The organism is Micromonospora maritima, from assembly GCF_902825405.1.
GTDB lineage: Bacteria > Actinomycetota > Actinomycetes > Mycobacteriales > Micromonosporaceae > Micromonospora > Micromonospora maritima.
This window is the reverse complement of the sequence record NZ_CADEAU010000005.1, coordinates 1-14,823: the sequence shown is the minus strand read 5'-3', so window position 1 is coordinate 14,823 and position 14,823 is coordinate 1. Positions and strand designations below refer to the sequence as shown.

Here is a 14,823-nt window from a genome sequence, read left to right as displayed (position 1 = left end):
CCTGCGGCTCGGCCTGACCGTCTGCTTTCCACGGAAGGCGGTCAGGTCGAGCGTCCACTCGGGGCGCCGTTGCGCCGAGTGATCATGCCAGCGCGATGCGTAGCGCTGACCGTCTCAGGATGGCCGGCAAAGCGCCTCATGGCAAGATGCCAAACCGGTCACGTGTCGACGTTCTCCGGACCACGTGCGGGGCCCGGGGCGGCCCCTGTGGGGACCTGGGCCGCCCCGGGGGATCAGGAGGGCCGGCTGCGCCGCCGGCCCACGTTGCGTCACCTACTCGCCCGCATCCTCCGCCGGTGGCGGCGCCGACACCTTCGGACGCCACATCGGAAACAGCGTCGGTCCGCCGTCGGGCAGCTGCACCCGGCCGGTGGTGCTGTAGCCGTGGCGGGCGTACAGCCGCCGGTTGTCGACGTTGCTGGCCTCCAGGTAGGCCGGCAGGTCAAGGTCGTCGATGGTGGTGTGGTGGTGGCGCAGCATCCGGCTGCCCTGGCCCATGCCCTGGACCTCCGGCGCCACGGCGAGGAACGCGAGGTACTCGTGCCGCCCGCGCGGATGCGCGGCGGCGAGCAGCCGGTCGAGGACCTGGAAGCGTTCGAGTCGCTCGCCCGTGATGTCGGCCAGCTGCTCCTCGTAGTTCTCGGGGTGGCCCAGGGCCTGGTCCGGTGGATACCAAAGGGCGGCGCACGTGATCTCGTGGTTGATCTCGATGGTGCCGCGGTCGAACGCGTCGACGGCGAACAGCCCGAAGTAGCCGAGGTAGACCTCCAGGCGCTCGTCCGGGTCGGGCACGAGCCACGGCGCGACCGGGCCGGCGTGCAGGAACGCGTGGGCCAGCAGCTCGGTGACGTCCCTCAGGTCCGCGGATGTGGCCCGCCGGATGCCGCGCAGCGGAAGGATGCGCGCCACGTCGCTCATGCGCGACTCCCGGCCACGGCGGGCTGCTGACGAGCAGCCTCGGTGCCGGCGTCGACGCCGTAGCCGATCCCGCGGTAGACGTCGGGCCGGCGCTGGCGCAGCACCAGCGCCCAAGCCACGCCGATCACCGCCGCGGCGAGATAGGTCGCGGGGAAGACCCACCGCCAGGGCGAGGACGGGTCGACGCCGAGCAGGACGTCGAACTGGCTCACCGTCAGCACGAGCACGGCGCCCAGCAGGATCGCGGCCACGGCCGGGGCGACTGCGACCTGGAAGCGGCTCTCGCCGCGGCTGCGGGAGGCGAAGTAGGCCACCACGGCGACCGAGGTGAGGACCATGAGGATCAGGACGCCCAGCCCGCCGGTGACGGTGACCCAGAAGAACAGGTGCACGTACGGGTCGGCGCCGGCTACCGCGTACGCGATCAGCACGACCAGCGCCAGCGCGGTCTGGCTCAGAGACCCGACGATCGGGGCGCCGGTCTGCCGGCCGGTGCGCCCGAGCGCGGCGGGGAGCACGCGCTCGCGCCCGAGGGCGAAGCCGTAGCGGGCGACCGCGTTGTGGAAGCTCAGCAGGGCCGCGAACAAGCTGGTGATGAACAGCAGCTCGCCGAGGGTGACAACCGTCTGGCCGACGTAGGGGCCGACCAGGTTGAACAGCAGCTGGGTGCCGTCCTCGGTGGCGCGGGCGACGATCCTGTCCGGACCGGTCGCGACGGACATCGCCCAGGCGGCGCCGGCGTAGAGCAGTCCGATGATGCCGACCGCCAGGTAGGTCGCCCGCGCGACGGTGCGCCGCGGGTCCTTCGTCTCCTCGGAGAACACCACAGTCGCCTCGATCCCGACGAATCCCGTGATGGCCGTGACCAGCGCGGCGCCGGCTCCGGACTCCCACAGGTGCGACGGCGCGAGCGTGGAGAACGTCAGCTCCCCGCCGGCGGGGTGGCCGACCATGACGGCGCTGAACACCGCGGCGACGGCGCATTCGGTGATCAGCAGGAACGCCAGGACCCGGCCGTTGAGGTCGACACGCAGCACGCCGAGCGCCGCGACCAGGACCCAGCCGATCAGCGCGCTGGCCAGCCAGTGCACGTCCCACCCGGCGTGGCTCGCGAGGAACTGCGACAGCACCACCCCGAACCCGCCGTAGAGGCCGACCTGCATGGCGTTGTAGGCGAGCAGGGCTACGAACGCGCCGCCGGCGCCGGCCGGCCGGCCGAGGCCGCGGGTGATGTAGGTGTAGAACGCGCCGGCGTTGACCACGTGCCGGCTCATCGACACGTAGCCGACCGCGAACAGGGCGATCATCGCGGCGACCGCCAGGTAGGCCACCGGCATGCCGGTGCGCCCGGTGATGGCGTACCCGGCGGTGACGCCGCCGGCGGTCACCGTCAGCGGCGCCGCGGCGGACAGCACGAAGAAGAGCACCGCGGGGATGCCCAGCCGGTTGCGGGCCAGGCTGCTGGCCACGGGATCCGGTCGAAGCGTCGGGGCGGGTGAATGTCTCACGGGTGGCTCCAGGTAGGGGATGGAAGGGGTTACATGCGGTGGGACAGCACGGCGGCGCCGATGGCCGACCGCGCCTCTTCGATGACGTCGCGCACCGGGTGCCAGAGGTAGGGCAGCTGGGCGCGCAGGTGCGCGATGTCGGAGTGCTCGGCGGTGCGCAGCACGGTGTCGAGCACTCCGGTCATGTCCGCCAGGCCACCGAGGGCCAGGTGGTACAGGTCGAGCGTCTGGCGGTTCTTGGCGTGGTGCAGGAGCGTGATCCACGGCTTCGTGGCGCGCATCATGTCGGTCGGGCGGAACCGGACGGCGCGGCGCAGGAGTCCGTTGCCGCTCTCCTCGCGCAGCTCCCCGCTGGTGACCAGGCGGTCGATCGCCTTGTCGTAGACGCTCTGGCTCAGGTAGGTCAACCAGGTGCGCAGGTCGTGCTGCTCCTGGTTGCGAATGGCGTCGAAGTACAGGTGAGCCAGCGCCCCGGTGGGCGGAGTCGGCTTCGTTGTTGGGGCGACTTGGCGCTCGGCGTCGACGACGATCTTCTGTTCGATGAGCAGCTCGGTGAGCACGGCGCCGGCGAGCCCGTACGCGGTGGCGCCGGTGCTGACCAGCGGTCGACCGGTCGCGTCGTCGTGAGCAAGGAAGTAGAGGTCGTCGACGAGGGACATGAGCCTTTCCCCAGGCTGCAGAAGGTGATGGGTCGTTACATAGCGGGCGCTGATGTAGCGCTGCGCAGCCGCCGGTCCGCCGTGGGTAGCGGACCGGAACAGGATGGACGGCACGAAGCCTCGTGGCAAGGTGCCAATCTGAGGGTTGCCATGGCGGGCCTTGATCCGGGAGGCTTGACCCGGCAGACTCACTCGGTTGCACTGTGGACTCGGGAAAGGGGGTCATGATGGGTAGTCCGATCGGCCCGACCATTCGTCGACGGCGGCTGACCAAGCAGCTTCGAGAACTGCGCGAGGCGCGCGGACTGAGCTGCGAGCAGGTCGCCCAGCAGCTCGGCTACGGCGCAAGCTGGCTGAGCCGCATCGAGACCAACCGGCGGGGCGTCAAGCCCGGCGACGTTCGCGAGCTGCTGCACGTCTACGGCGTCAATGGCCCGGAAGCGGAGGAGTTGGTCCAGCTCGCCCGGGATGCCCGACTGCGAGGATGGTGGCAGCAATACGACGACATTCTCAGCGATGCGATAAGGACCTTCGTCGGGCTCGAAAGTGACGCCACAACGATCGGCAACTACGAGGTGTCCTTCATTCCGGGCCTGCTGCAGACCGAGGCCTACGCCCGCGAACTCTTCCGCGCCTGGCGTCCTACGGTCGACGGTGCCGAGACCGAGCGCAAGGTCAGCGCGCGGATGGGCCGCAAGCAGTCCATCGACCGCCCCAATCCGCCCACCCTGTGGGCAGTTATCGACGAGGCCGTGCTCCGACGGGAGGTCGGCGGCCCCGGGGTGATGCGGGAGCAGCTGTTGCACCTGCTGGAGGTTGGCGAGCGCCCGAACATCAACCTGCAGGTGATCCCCTTCTCAGTCGGTGCGTACGATCCGATGGGATCCGGCTTTAGCGTCTTCGAGTTCGCCGAGGACGACCCACCGATCGTCTACATCGAGAACCTGGGTGGCGGCGTTTACCTTGAAGACCCCAAGGACGTATCCCGCGTCCTGGAGAGCCTGAACTATCTCCGCGGCGCAGCCCTGTCGGACCGCCAGTCCGCCGAGCTGATCGCGGGGATCGTCAAGGCCACGCAGTAACAAGGAGAGGTAGGTAGGTGATGGGCATCAACACGCTGCCCAGCGACAAGTGGTTCAAGAGCAGCCGGAGTGACGGGGCCAACGCCTGCGTCGAGGCCAACAAGGGCACCGGCCACGGCGTGGGCGTTCGCGACAGCAAGGCCAACGGCCAGGGCCCCGTCCTGCTCTTCGGCGAGACGAACTGGACCAGCTTCGTCGCTGACATCAAGGCCGGCCGCTACAGCGGCTGACCCCCCCCGCCGCGCTCGCGGCATGAAGAAAGGCCCCGTGACGGAGGTAGCGCCACGGGGCCTCTTCGTACCCTCTGCAGACCTTCTGGGCTGCTCATCGAGCGATGCTCGGCTCATCCAGTATCAACCCTCAGCGCGCGGAGGGCTACAGGGTGAGGTCAGTCCTCGTCCTCGTCCTCGGCCGGCGCGGTGCCGGAGTAGGCGGTCCATGCCTCGCGCAGAACGTCGAGCGCGTCGGCGCTGGCGCCCACTCGGAGCAGGTAGTTGCGGTAGACCTCGTAGCTGCCGGCCTCGGCTGGCCACCGGTCGTCGACGGAGACCCCGTCGACGGGCCAGGTGTCGTCGTCGCGCACGTCGCGCGCCAGGTCGCCGATCGGGTGCCGCTCGTCCTCGTACTGCTCCAGCCAGGCGGTGAAGCTGCCGGGTGCCGGCTTCGGTCGCGGCGCGGTCAGCGACAGGCCGATCGACGGGTTGGGCCCGTCGTTGATCTGGATCGGCGCGTCGGCGAGGAACGCGGCCACGATCATCACCCCGTTGGTGACGTAGGGCATCTTCCCGGACTCCTCGCCGTCGTGCTTGAGCCCGTACGACGTCGGCCACCGCTTCCCGTCCGCGATGGGGTGCAACGTCAGCAGCCAGTCGTAGGCCGCCTGGATCTCGGTGAGCTGACGGCGGAGCGAGGCTCGGGCCTTGTCCAATTCGCCCGGCCTGCGCGAATCGGGATGGTCGTATCCCCATTCGCCCAGTTTCGGGTGCTCGGCCAGGACCTGGTCGACGTCATCGCGGGTGATCTTGCGCGGCTCGCGCATCAGCACTCCTCCGGGGGATGGGTCGGTCGTTTCAGTATCCGGCAATCTCGCCGGCGTCCGTTGCACGGAAGGGCGACTTGACGAACATCGCGCAGAGTACCCGCCGGCGTCACCGTCCGCTCAGGACACGGTGTGCTCATGAACGCGCACGGATGGCAATGATGGACCGTCCAGAGTGGCGAGCGTACCTAACAACCATTAGGATGTACGTGTGAGCACAGTCGAGGTAGCGACTTCTGTCGATGAGCCGGAGGCCGGGTTCCGCGAAGCGGTGGATCGGGCGTATGACTTCACAGGAGGCCTTTCTAACCCGAAGACCCGCGAAGAGTACCGATGGGACATCTTCGGATGCAGGTACCCAAGGTGGGAGTGCAAGCACGAAAACCCTGATAAGCACGATCCATTCTCTTTCCTCCCATGGTGTGCCAGGTGGGGCATTAACCCCATGTCGATCAGCAAGGCCGACCTGAAGCGGTGGGTCGCTGAACTCGCCTCCAGCGGACGGGCCTCCGGCACCCAGGCGCGCCGAGTCTCCGCGGTCTCCTCCTTCTACGACTCGCTCTTCGCCGACGAGGTGATCGACGTCAATCCCGTCGACCGACTGCGCGCCAGGGAGCGCCCGAAGCGCCGAGAGGCCGGGACTGCCGGCCGGGCGCTCAACGACTCCCAGGCGCTCGCGCTCCTCGATGCCGCCGAGGCCGACTCCGGCCCGCGCCGGATGCCCGAGCGCAGCGCGCTGCTCATCGCGCTGATGCTGGGCGCCGGCCTGCGTGTCACCGAGGCGATCGGCCTCAAGGTCGAGGACTACCTGGCCGAGGGTGACAACGGCGCCCAGATCACGTACCTGGCCAAGGGCGGGAAGACCATCACCAAGGTCCTGGATTCGTACATCGACGAGAGAATCCGGGCGTGGCTGGCCGTCCGGCCGGCCACCGCGCAGGTGCCCGCTCTACAGGCCGGCGCACGCACCGCCAAGCGGACACTGCTGTCCACGGAGGATGGGCGACCGCTCACCCGCCAGACCGCGTACCGCCTGGTCCGGCGACTCGGCGCGGCGGCCGGCATCCCCGGCAACCTCGCGCCGCACGACCTGCGCCGCACCTACGCCTCCATCAGCATCCAGGAGGGCGTCTCGATCCGGGCGCTGCAGCTGGACATGGGCCACGCCAAGTCGGAGACCACCGAGGGCTACGACCGCAGCCGGCACCAGGCGGAGAACGCGCCGACCTTCGCGGTCGGCCGCCGGCTCGCCCGTGTCCGCGAGGAGCGCGACCGCCTGGGCGACGACTTCGAGGCGCGGATCGAGGAGAGCGCCGAGCTGGCCGAGGCCACGTCCGCCGCCGTCGCGGAGGTGATGGACGATGACGACGACCTGTGAAGCCTGCGGCAGCGAGAAGATCCGGATTCACAGCACCTCGGACAGCCGCTTCCTGTATCTCTGCGCGTGCTGGAAGGGATACCCCCGCGCCAAGATCGGCTGGGCCGGCGGGAGCACCGCATACTGCATCAACATCGACTGCGACTGCAGACCGGCGGGACGGAACCCCGCTTACGGCGCCATGACGGGCCGGGCGCGCTGGCAGCTCGGTCGAGACCCGCAGGCGGCCAGCTGGTCTGAGGTCACTCTGTGCGGCGGCTGCTACAGGCGCGTCCGGCACGTCGTCGCGGCGGGCGATCCAGCGGACGTGCTCGCCACTCTCCCCTCGCCCAAATGGCCCTGAGCTGGGCAAACGGCCTGAGCGGCTCTCTGCCGAGCGGGCGAGCGGGCGGTACCGGGAACACCGGTGACCGCCCGTTCGGTCATCTACGGCCGCACCGAAAGCAGTTCCGGCTTGGCGCGTCCTACCGCTCGGCGAAAAGGGGGATCCGGTTCCGCTCGTACCGGGCAGCGGCAGCACTCGCGAGCCGTTGGCGCTCCAGCGTCGTCAACGACTTCCGACCATTGTTCTCCCGCCAGCTCGTGTCCTCCAGGTGAAGCGGGTTCACGCAGCGTTTCCGCAGGCAGAGGTGGTCCACCGTCGTGGGCCATGCCCCGTGGAAGACGACGAAGCTGAGGCGGTGGCCCCGGATGCGAGATTCCCCTGCGGCCCAGGTTGCTGATTCCGGATGCAGGTGAGCGAAGTGCCTCCTCGTAGCGGGCAGCGCCGAGTAAGGCTTGCTTGCGACGGGCGGCGCGATCCAGTGATTCAGGTCCCGGCCCTCGCGGGGCAGTAGTCGTATCAGCTGCCGCGACTTGGCGACGTAGAAGGCCGTGTCGAGGCTTGGCCAGTAGGTGGGCCAGTACCCGTTCTGGTCACGAACCAGGAACCCCTTCTCGCCGGCCGGTTCAACCAGGTCGAGGGGGATGTCGGCGGCGGCGTCGAGCGCGACTGCGAACCCTTCCGGTGCCAGCTCGTGCACCGCTGCGCGCGGGTGCAGCCGGAAGATTCTGCGAGCCCAGCGGCCCGCTACGAGGTCGACGATATCCAGGCAGTCGCTGATGGTGTAGGTGCGCACCGTGGGCAGGTGCGTGGCACGGCCGGGCGGCATGCCCTCAGTCTACGGTCAGCGCTTTCGTGCCCCGCTGGATTGTCGGACCTGTGGATCATCGTCACCCTCGCCCCCATGACCACGCCGCATCCCCCGGCGGGGCCGACGCTCGCCGCCTGGCTGCAGCAGCAGATCGAGGCCGACCAGCTCTCGGCCGCCGCGGACCACGCCGACAGCTGCCAGGCGCGACGCCTCGCCGCGACGCAGGATGACGCCCACCTGCTCGTCGGCCCGCAGTGGTGTACGTGCGCGCAGAAGCAGGCGCTGCGCGAGACGCGGAGCAGGGCTCTCCTGCTCGGCCTGGCTAGCGGGCAGTACCAGGACAAGAACGAGCGCACGTCCTTCATCGGCTGGATGGCGATGCTCTACCTCGGCATCCCGTACTTCGACCGACCCGGCTATCTGGCCGTGATGCCGTACGGCCACAGCACCATGTGGCGGCGGCCGTGAGCGACGACGTCCTGGGCCACATCGACGCCGCGGTGGAAGCCACCCGCGAGGAGCTGTGCGCGTGCGGGTGCGGGCGGCACCTCTTCCCCGGCGACCCAAGCCCCTACTTCGCCGGCCCGGACTGCCAGACCAGCTGGCATCTGCAGCAGCAGGCCATCGCCGAAGGCGAGCCGGAGCGGGCGGAGGAGATGCGCCGCCAGCGCGCCGAGAACCCCATCGAGCGGCTTCGCCGGCGGGTCGCCGAGCTGAGCCCGCGCCGCAGGGAGCGCGAGGAGGGCGAGGAGCGCCGGGCGCGGATCGTCGAGTGGCTGCGCGCCAACGGGATCGACCCGATGCGCGTCGCCGAGGGCTACCCGATCATCACCACGCCCACCTCGATCACCGTGCACGACTACACCCGCGACGAGGACGATCAGGTCTGCCTTGTCGACGGCGAGGTGGCGACGGTCGAGGAGATGTACCCGCTGCGCGTGGCCTGGCCCGCTGGCCTGGACTACGAGCACCACCGGTTCGAGCTGGACGAGGACGAGAGCGACGCCGACCGCCGGCTCGGTGAGGTGTTCGCCAGCGTCGGCGGAGCCACCAGGATGCTCGGGAACGGCCAGCGGCTCGACGCGACCGCGCTGACCTACGACCACCCGTTCCTCTACCGGATTCGCTGCACCGGCTGCGGGCGGCGCGGCACGCCGATCAACGCCGAGGGCCGCCTGATGGCGGACGGGTCGGTGCAGTCCCGCTGGACGTGCGACTGCGGCACCCACGTGAGCAGCGCGGACGTGACGGCCACGGTCGAGCGGTTCGCCGAGCTTGACGGGCTGCACCTGCGCCTGGGCTACGGCCGGGAGATGGTGCACTACGCGCTGCCCGAGCGTCAGCTCGACCGCCACGACAGCCTCGACGCGATCTGGCGGGAGATGGAGGCGCTCCTCGCCACCAGCGTGCGCCTGCCCTGGAGCGATTCTCGCTCCAACCCGCTTGCCGACGTGCGGGAGTTCGCCGAACGGGCCCGATCCGCCGGGCACGGCACGGTGTGGGTCGCGCCGCTGGGGACCAGCGCGGGCGAGGTCGGATGGCGAGAGGTGGGCACCACCGACGGCGACGGCTTCGAGTGGCCGGCCGAACCGGCCGGCTATCACCGGTCCGCCCGGGCCGTCGACCTCCCCGTCAGGTTCGACTTCGACTCGTTTCAGCGCGCGGTCGCCGCAGCCCGGGCCGCGATGGCCCAGCTCCGGATCCCGGTGCAGCACCTGGTCCAGCCGCTCGCGGCACTCGGGCGCCGCACCGACAACCCGATGCTGCGGGCGATCGAGGCGAAGAAGAACCGCACCCATGGCCCGCAGCGCGAGAAGCGGGCGCCGCAGCGCATCGACCCCCGGCGCAGCCGGTAACCACAGGAGGACCCCATGAGCATGACTGAATACGCCGGCCAGCAGCGACACGTCGCCGGCCGGCTGCGCTTCGACACCCCGCCGGCGCCCGGCACGATCCTGGGGCCCAACGACACCCGCGAGGACCTGGTCGTCCTCGGCCAGGACGGCGCGCACACCCTCCTCGGCTACGCCACCACCGAGGACCGGGCCACCGCCCTGCGGCGCTCGGTCATGCACGGCGAGGTGCGCAGCGTCCGCGAGCACCAGATGGTCGTGGCGTTCCGTGGGTGAGCCGGAGTTCAACGCCGGCGGCATGCTCGACCGCGCTGTGCTATACCTGCGGCTCGACGTCGAGGAGTGCATTCTCGACGAGGCCACCTGGTCGTGCGTGCGCCGCGACGACGCGCACGTGGAGGTGTGCGTCGACCGGCTGATGCAGGACCCCGACGGGTGAGCCGGCACGAGGACGAGATCACCGCGCTGCTGGAGTTCGTCACCCGGCGCCTCGACGAGACCGAGCTGGTGGCCCGGCTCGCCGCCGCCGACCGGCCGATGGTGTGGCGCTGCGGCGACGACCTCGACGACGAGACGTTCGATCACTGCACGGTGGTGGCGATGAACGACGCCGGCGAGCCGGAGCGCCTGGTGGCCGAGGCATACGGGGACCGCCCGGTCGCCCGGCACATCGCCGAACACTCCCCGTACCGGACCCTGCGCGAGGTGGCCGCCGCCCGGCAGCTGCTCGGACGCTGGCACAGGGAGATCCGCCGGCGCGACAGCAACGCGGAGCTGCTCAGCGCCCTGGTGGCCCTGCCGGAGGAGAAGCCTCAGGACCACACGATGACCGAGCAGACCCGCGCCGAGGGCTGGATGCTGCGCGGCCGGATCTGGGCCCTGACGTACGCGCTGATGCTCGAAGGCCGCAAGCACGAGGATCACCCCGCCTGGCGGGCCCGGTGGTGCCCGGAGCGGCTGTTTCCGCCGGCGTATACCTGCGCCTGCCACCCCCCGCTGATTGAGGAGGACTGAGTGATGCACACCCGCCGGCCGCTGATCGACGTCTACCCCGTCGGCGTGCTCGCCGAGCTGCTCCGCCTCGGCCGGGCGCTGCGCTCCCGGCAGCCCCAGCTCGCCCGCTGGGCGATGGGGAAGCTCTGGTGGGAGTTCGGCTACATCGCCCACAACATCCGCACCCGCAACTGGCGTGCGGCGAGGAACGCGTTCAAGGGCTACCTCGCCGAGCACCGGACCCGCGGCCACCGGTGCGGCCACGGCTGGACGCGGCGACGCGCGCTGCGTGACCTCTACCGCCACCTGCGCGAGTCCGAGCGATGAGCGGGCGGGCGCCCCGACCCCCCAGGACGCCCGCCGACGATCCTTCGCGCTGGATCTTGACCAACCCTACCGGCACCGATCGGAGAGAACCGTGATCGAGCACGCCTGCGTGCTGTGCGCCGTCTACCGGCGCGACGCCGAGCCGCGGCAGTACGAGCGCGCCCAGGCCGACGACGGCTGCCGGCGCCGCCTGGACGGCGAGATCGTCGACGTGCGGGATCTGTTCCTGCGCCTGGCCAACCCCGAGGCTCCTGACGTCGACGACCGCACCTACGAGGCCTACGACAGCCAGGGCGAGTTCATCGGGCTGCGCCGCGCCGACCCGACCTCCGTGTTCGGCGGGATGGCCCCTACGCCGGCCCGGTCCGCGCAGCCGAGCGTGTCCGGCTCCCGGGAACGCCAGCTGCCCATCAACCCCGACATCGTCGACCTGCTCGCCCCGGCCCGCTCCGGAGGGGTCCGCGACACCATGGTCCCGGCAACGCGCGTCGAGCACGGCACGGTCATTCACCGCCGGATCGTGGCCGGGCCAGAGGGTCCGCAGGTCGCCGAGGAGGTCTACCCCGCCACCCGCCGCCGCCCGGTGCTCGACGACGACGGCAGTGCGGTGATGGTGGCCGCCGGCGACCAGACCGGCAAGCAGTCCGTCGCCACGGTCCTCGACGAGATCGTGCGCGACTGGCGGGACAGCCTCTTCCCCGACGAGCGGCTTCCGGTGCCCACGGTGCCGCTGCTGACCGACTGGCTGCTCGTCCGCTCCACGGCGGCCTGCGACCGGCACCCGGCCATCGCCGAGCACGCGCGGGAGATCCGCCATCTGCGCACCGAGCTGTACCGGGCGCTCGGCGAGAGCGAGCCGCTGCCGCAGGTCATGTGGGGCGTGCTGTGCCGCACCGAAGGCTGCGACGACGTCTCCCAGCTGGTGCGGCGCCCGGGCAGCGAGTACATCGAGTGCGACGCCTGCAGCCGCCTCTACACCGAGGAGGAGTACCGCGAGTGGACCCAGCTGCTCGCCAAGCAGGTCCGGCCGAAGGGGCGCCGGCGCGCGGGCGGCCTTCCCGAGTGGGCGACCACCACGGCTGCGGCGGCCGAGGCGGACGGGCCCGCGAGGTGAGGGTCGTCGCGGGGCATGGCTGACCGGGGGTTTCGGACGGCAGGCGTACATCGCTCGCACCTGCCCGAGAGCGACGAGGAGCGCCTGGTCGCCGAGGTCATCTACTGCAAGGTCTGCTGCCGCGCGGTGAGCACGGCGCTGCGCGGCCCGAGTCGGGCCGGGAAGGCACCGTGCGAGGGCCCGGGGCGGCTCGGGTTCCGGTTCAACAACCAGGTCGTCGTAGGAGAGGTGGTTCAGCGGTGAATGTCTGGGATTGGGTGACGGTCATCGGCCTGATCATCGCGGCCATCGAGGTGCTCGTGATCGTGTTCGGCGTCGCCTGGTGGTTCGCCAAGACTCTCTCCGAGGTGCGCTCGATCAACCGCGAGGTCGAGGCCGGGCGGCGGCGGATGATGGAGGACAGGATCCGAGACGTGGAGCGCCGAGCGCGCAAGCTGTAGCCCCTCAACGACAAAACGGCCCCCGCCACCTCGCGTCGCGCGAGGAGGCAGGGGCCGGTCGTTGAGGCTCGCCTGTCGTCAAGGAGGAGTCTCGCCACAAGTCCCGTTGGGAAGGCGAGCCGTGAGTCCAGGGTGGCCGGTCAGGAGCTGGCGGCGACCGCGGGAAGGGTGAACGCGCCGGTGATGAACAGGGCGACAGCGATCCATCCGAGGTCGAAGCCGCCGTCCGCCTTCGCCTTGCCGAAGCCGAAGCCTCTGAGTACGGCGCAGAACGAGGCTGCGATCAGCAGAAATGCGGCAAATGCTTCCATCGGTTGGCCTCCGGGGGTCGGTGTCGCCTGGGCAGGCCGAAGTGTAGGGCCACGCCCACGTCCCGCCATTCAGGAGGGCCAGAGCGCCTTCCCGCCGATGCGCAGCAGCTGGTAGAACAGCGCCCCCGGGATGACATCCTGGCTGAGCCGACCATCCCGGAAGACCTTGATGCCGGCTCGGGTGCATGCGGCGTCGGCCAGCTGGCTGCAGATCGCCCGGACCGGGTAGCCGTAGGGGTCGACGCGGCTGATCCAGTTGTCGAGCAGGCGCAGCCGGATCCCCAGCCGCTTCAGCGCGAGCGCCAGATAGTCGGAGAAGCCGTAGGGCGTGCCGGCCATCTGCAGGGCGTGGTAAGCGACCTGGTCGCGCACCTCCTGCGGGTACGCCTCCAGGCGCACGTAGACGTAGCGGTCGCTCCACCGATCGGCGGCGCTGGCCACCCGAGCACCCGACGGCATCGCTTCGACGACCTCGGGGGCCTCGGCGGGCAGGCCGTTGGGGCCGAGCTGGCCGGCCTTCGTCACAACGAAGACGTGCCGGAAGCGCGAGTCGTCACCCAGGATGGCCTGACCGAAGCCCACGAACAGGCCGACAGCTCCGTCAATGGGGCCGAACCCGATGTCGCCGGGCTGCAGGTCCATCAGGCCGACCGCGTCGGGGTCACTCACTGCCATTCCCCCTCGTTCGTGCGGGGCCGGCGGGCAGCCAGGTCGGGCCGAGGGGTGTGGCGCGCCTTGTAGCCGGCGATCCAGGCGGTCGCGTACGCGACGGCCAGAGGTACGGCCACGGACACCTCGGACGGCAGGTCGCCGGTCACTCCGGGGGTGAGCGCGTAGTTGTCGAGCACCCAGCAGACGAGCTGGGCGAGTACGACGCCGGCGCCGGCTCCGGTCGCCGCGGCGTGGACCTTGCGCTCGACGGGCGCCGGCGGCGCGGCGTGCTGCGGTCCGTCGTCCATGGATCTCCTTCGGGGCAGGCGTCGCGCGAGCCGGCCCGGGGTGTCGGGCAGCGGACACTTCCCGGGCGACCGGGTGCGCGGTATGGTGAGGGCGTCCCCGCGCACGCGGGGGTGATCCGTAAGCACGCTGGGTCAATGCACTGCTCCCCACGTATGTGGGGGTGACCCTTGCCTGGCAGATGTCTGGCTTGAGCTGCGGATGGTTCCCCGCGTACGCGGGGGTGCGGCCCTTCGGGGTCGAGGATCGCGACGAACGTCGGATCGCAAGAGGAGCCCTGGCTTACGCCGGGGCTCTTCTGCTTCTCAGACCCGCTCGGGCCAGTGCCAGGTGCCACCCGGGTAGGTGCCCTTGCCGTCGCCGTCGTGATGAAGGCAGCCGCCCTCGGCGAGGGAGTGGAAGAACATCCCGGTGGGGTTGAGCACGGCCAGGCCGAGCCGATTCTCGAAGCCGACGTCCGTGACGATGGCCGCCCGGCACCGCGAGGTGAACTCGCCGCCGGGGGTGCCGTAGGAGACGTAGTGGACGATGCGGCCGACGGACGGGGTCATGGGCTCCCTCTCGTACGGTGTGAGGATGGAGATGGAAGAGGGGCAGCTGATCCGGGTCTGGGAGCATCCAGGCGCGCGACGGATTAGGGCGTGGCAGAGCGGCCACACGTCCGCCTCGGACTCGCTGCACGTCTACGTCGGCCGCCTCCCGAGCGGCTGGTGGTTCGCCGAGCGGGCGTCGTACGCCAGGGCGTACGCCACCGAGGCCGTCGCCTTGGAGGTAGCCGAGGTACTCAAGGAGGTTCGGGACAGCTGGCGCGAGGTTCCGGCCGAGCTGGGCCCGGACGGCCGCCCCACCGCGCCCGGGTGGGCGCGGCGAGGCGGCGAGTGGTTCCGGGAACCCTGAACCTCGCGGCTGGGGGTTCAAGGAAAGGGCGCGAAGCCTGAATCCCTACAGCACGCAGCCGAGCAGCGGCAGGCAGATCAGCCCGTCGTCCGGCTCGGGCGCCGGCGGAGGGTTGGGCGCGGGGGTCGGCGCGGGCCGCGGGGGTGGCTCGGGAGCCGGAGGCGACCCCGGATTCGTGCCGCCGGCCGATCCGCGCCGAGTCGGCTGCGGAGCC

23 protein-coding genes are annotated in these 14,823 nt (G+C 70.7%); 14 read left to right on the top strand and 9 right to left on the bottom strand.

What is annotated here, in order from left to right; genetic code table 11:
- Window positions 1-273: 273 nt before the first annotated feature.
- The 3 genes from HUW36_RS01475 to HUW36_RS01465 all read right to left on the bottom strand — a co-directional run bounded on the left by HUW36_RS01475 (window position 274) and on the right by HUW36_RS01465 (window position 3,085).
- Window positions 274-918: a GNAT family N-acetyltransferase gene (locus tag HUW36_RS01475; RefSeq protein WP_174526414.1), complete on the bottom strand. Its 645-nt coding sequence runs from the start codon at window positions 916-918 to the stop codon at window positions 274-276.
- Entirely contained in the window at window positions 915-2,387 is a 1,473-nt protein-coding gene (locus HUW36_RS01470; protein ID WP_246247781.1) for an APC family permease, read from the bottom strand. Before HUW36_RS01470 ends, HUW36_RS01475 begins: the two co-directional genes overlap by 4 nt.
- A gap of 68 nt (window positions 2,388-2,455) precedes the next feature.
- Window positions 2,456-3,085 (bottom strand): GOLPH3/VPS74 family protein, encoded by a 630-nt coding sequence (locus tag HUW36_RS01465; RefSeq protein ID WP_174526413.1) that lies wholly within the window; start codon window positions 3,083-3,085, stop codon window positions 2,456-2,458.
- 227 nt (window positions 3,086-3,312) lie between these two features.
- Here HUW36_RS01465 and HUW36_RS01460 point away from each other — a divergent pair, with 227 nt between their 5' ends.
- Both HUW36_RS01460 and HUW36_RS01455 read left to right on the top strand, forming a co-directional pair.
- Entirely contained in the window at window positions 3,313-4,167 is an 855-nt protein-coding gene (locus tag HUW36_RS01460; RefSeq protein ID WP_174526412.1) for a helix-turn-helix domain-containing protein, read from the top strand.
- 20 nt (window positions 4,168-4,187) lie between these two features.
- The gene (locus HUW36_RS01455) at window positions 4,188-4,397 is read left to right on the top strand and encodes a DUF397 domain-containing protein (protein WP_174526457.1); all 210 of its coding nucleotides are present in this window, start codon (window positions 4,188-4,190) and stop codon (window positions 4,395-4,397) included.
- A 158-nt stretch (window positions 4,398-4,555) separates the two neighbouring features.
- Here the strand turns inward: HUW36_RS01455 and HUW36_RS01450 are convergent, their stop codons facing one another.
- Window positions 4,556-5,206 (bottom strand): YozE family protein, encoded by a 651-nt coding sequence (locus tag HUW36_RS01450; RefSeq protein WP_174526411.1) that lies wholly within the window; start codon window positions 5,204-5,206, stop codon window positions 4,556-4,558.
- 445 nt (window positions 5,207-5,651) lie between these two features.
- Between HUW36_RS01450 and HUW36_RS01445 the strand changes: the two genes are divergently transcribed.
- Both HUW36_RS01445 and HUW36_RS01440 read left to right on the top strand, forming a co-directional pair.
- Window positions 5,652-6,584 (top strand): tyrosine-type recombinase/integrase, encoded by a 933-nt coding sequence (locus HUW36_RS01445; protein WP_174526410.1) that lies wholly within the window; start codon window positions 5,652-5,654, stop codon window positions 6,582-6,584.
- Entirely contained in the window at window positions 6,568-6,927 is a 360-nt protein-coding gene (locus HUW36_RS01440; RefSeq protein ID WP_174526409.1) for a hypothetical protein, read from the top strand. Before HUW36_RS01445 ends, HUW36_RS01440 begins: the two co-directional genes overlap by 17 nt.
- A 121-nt stretch (window positions 6,928-7,048) precedes the next feature.
- Here the strand turns inward: HUW36_RS01440 and HUW36_RS01435 are convergent, their stop codons facing one another.
- Window positions 7,049-7,735 (bottom strand): HNH endonuclease family protein, encoded by a 687-nt coding sequence (locus tag HUW36_RS01435; protein ID WP_174526408.1) that lies wholly within the window; start codon window positions 7,733-7,735, stop codon window positions 7,049-7,051.
- Window positions 7,736-7,810: 75 nt separating this feature from the next.
- On the opposite strand from HUW36_RS01435, the gene HUW36_RS01430 reads away from it, so the two are divergent.
- The 9 genes from HUW36_RS01430 (at window position 7,811) to HUW36_RS01390 (ending at window position 12,444) form a co-directional block, all read left to right on the top strand.
- On the top strand, window positions 7,811-8,185 hold the full coding sequence (locus tag HUW36_RS01430) for a hypothetical protein (protein ID WP_174526407.1): 375 nt from the start codon (window positions 7,811-7,813) through the stop codon (window positions 8,183-8,185).
- Window positions 8,182-9,573, top strand: a complete 1,392-nt coding sequence (locus HUW36_RS01425) for a hypothetical protein (RefSeq protein WP_174526406.1) — start codon at window positions 8,182-8,184, stop codon at window positions 9,571-9,573. Before HUW36_RS01430 ends, HUW36_RS01425 begins: the two co-directional genes overlap by 4 nt.
- 15 nt (window positions 9,574-9,588) lie before the next feature.
- Window positions 9,589-9,846, top strand: a complete 258-nt coding sequence (locus HUW36_RS01420; protein WP_174526405.1) for a hypothetical protein — start codon at window positions 9,589-9,591, stop codon at window positions 9,844-9,846.
- A complete protein-coding gene (locus HUW36_RS01415; RefSeq protein WP_174526404.1) occupies window positions 9,839-10,009 on the top strand; it encodes a hypothetical protein in 171 nt (56 codons plus the stop codon). Before HUW36_RS01420 ends, HUW36_RS01415 begins: the two co-directional genes overlap by 8 nt.
- Entirely contained in the window at window positions 10,006-10,584 is a 579-nt protein-coding gene (locus tag HUW36_RS01410) for a DUF6221 family protein (RefSeq protein ID WP_174526403.1), read from the top strand. The genes HUW36_RS01415 and HUW36_RS01410 overlap by 4 nt, the downstream gene beginning before the upstream one ends.
- Window positions 10,585-10,890 carry a hypothetical protein gene (locus HUW36_RS01405; protein ID WP_174526402.1) on the top strand — a complete coding sequence of 102 codons (306 nt, stop codon included), beginning with the start codon at window positions 10,585-10,587 and terminating at the stop codon, window positions 10,888-10,890.
- 91 nt (window positions 10,891-10,981) lie between these two features.
- The gene (locus tag HUW36_RS01400; protein ID WP_174526401.1) at window positions 10,982-12,004 is read left to right on the top strand and encodes a hypothetical protein; all 1,023 of its coding nucleotides are present in this window, start codon (window positions 10,982-10,984) and stop codon (window positions 12,002-12,004) included.
- Between the two features lie 15 nt (window positions 12,005-12,019).
- Window positions 12,020-12,247, top strand: coding sequence for a hypothetical protein (locus tag HUW36_RS01395; RefSeq protein WP_174526400.1), 228 nt, complete (start codon window positions 12,020-12,022; stop codon window positions 12,245-12,247).
- Window positions 12,244-12,444 carry a hypothetical protein gene (locus tag HUW36_RS01390; protein ID WP_174526399.1) on the top strand — a complete coding sequence of 67 codons (201 nt, stop codon included), beginning with the start codon at window positions 12,244-12,246 and terminating at the stop codon, window positions 12,442-12,444. The genes HUW36_RS01395 and HUW36_RS01390 overlap by 4 nt, the downstream gene beginning before the upstream one ends.
- 140 nt (window positions 12,445-12,584) lie before the next feature.
- On the opposite strand, the gene HUW36_RS01385 is transcribed toward HUW36_RS01390, so the two are convergent.
- From HUW36_RS01385 to HUW36_RS01370, 4 genes are all read right to left on the bottom strand, one after another.
- On the bottom strand, window positions 12,585-12,755 hold the full coding sequence (locus HUW36_RS01385) for a hypothetical protein (RefSeq protein WP_174526398.1): 171 nt from the start codon (window positions 12,753-12,755) through the stop codon (window positions 12,585-12,587).
- Between the two features lie 69 nt (window positions 12,756-12,824).
- A complete protein-coding gene (locus tag HUW36_RS01380) occupies window positions 12,825-13,424 on the bottom strand; it encodes a C40 family peptidase (RefSeq protein ID WP_246247779.1) in 600 nt (199 codons plus the stop codon).
- A complete protein-coding gene (locus tag HUW36_RS01375; protein ID WP_174526396.1) occupies window positions 13,421-13,714 on the bottom strand; it encodes a holin in 294 nt (97 codons plus the stop codon). Before HUW36_RS01375 ends, HUW36_RS01380 begins: the two co-directional genes overlap by 4 nt.
- A 303-nt stretch (window positions 13,715-14,017) precedes the next feature.
- Window positions 14,018-14,263 carry a hypothetical protein gene (locus tag HUW36_RS01370; RefSeq protein WP_174526395.1) on the bottom strand — a complete coding sequence of 82 codons (246 nt, stop codon included), beginning with the start codon at window positions 14,261-14,263 and terminating at the stop codon, window positions 14,018-14,020.
- Window positions 14,264-14,288: 25 nt separating this feature from the next.
- Here HUW36_RS01370 and HUW36_RS01365 point away from each other — a divergent pair, with 25 nt between their 5' ends.
- Window positions 14,289-14,609, top strand: coding sequence for a hypothetical protein (locus HUW36_RS01365; RefSeq protein WP_174526394.1), 321 nt, complete (start codon window positions 14,289-14,291; stop codon window positions 14,607-14,609).
- The last annotated feature ends 214 nt before the right edge of the window (window positions 14,610-14,823 follow it).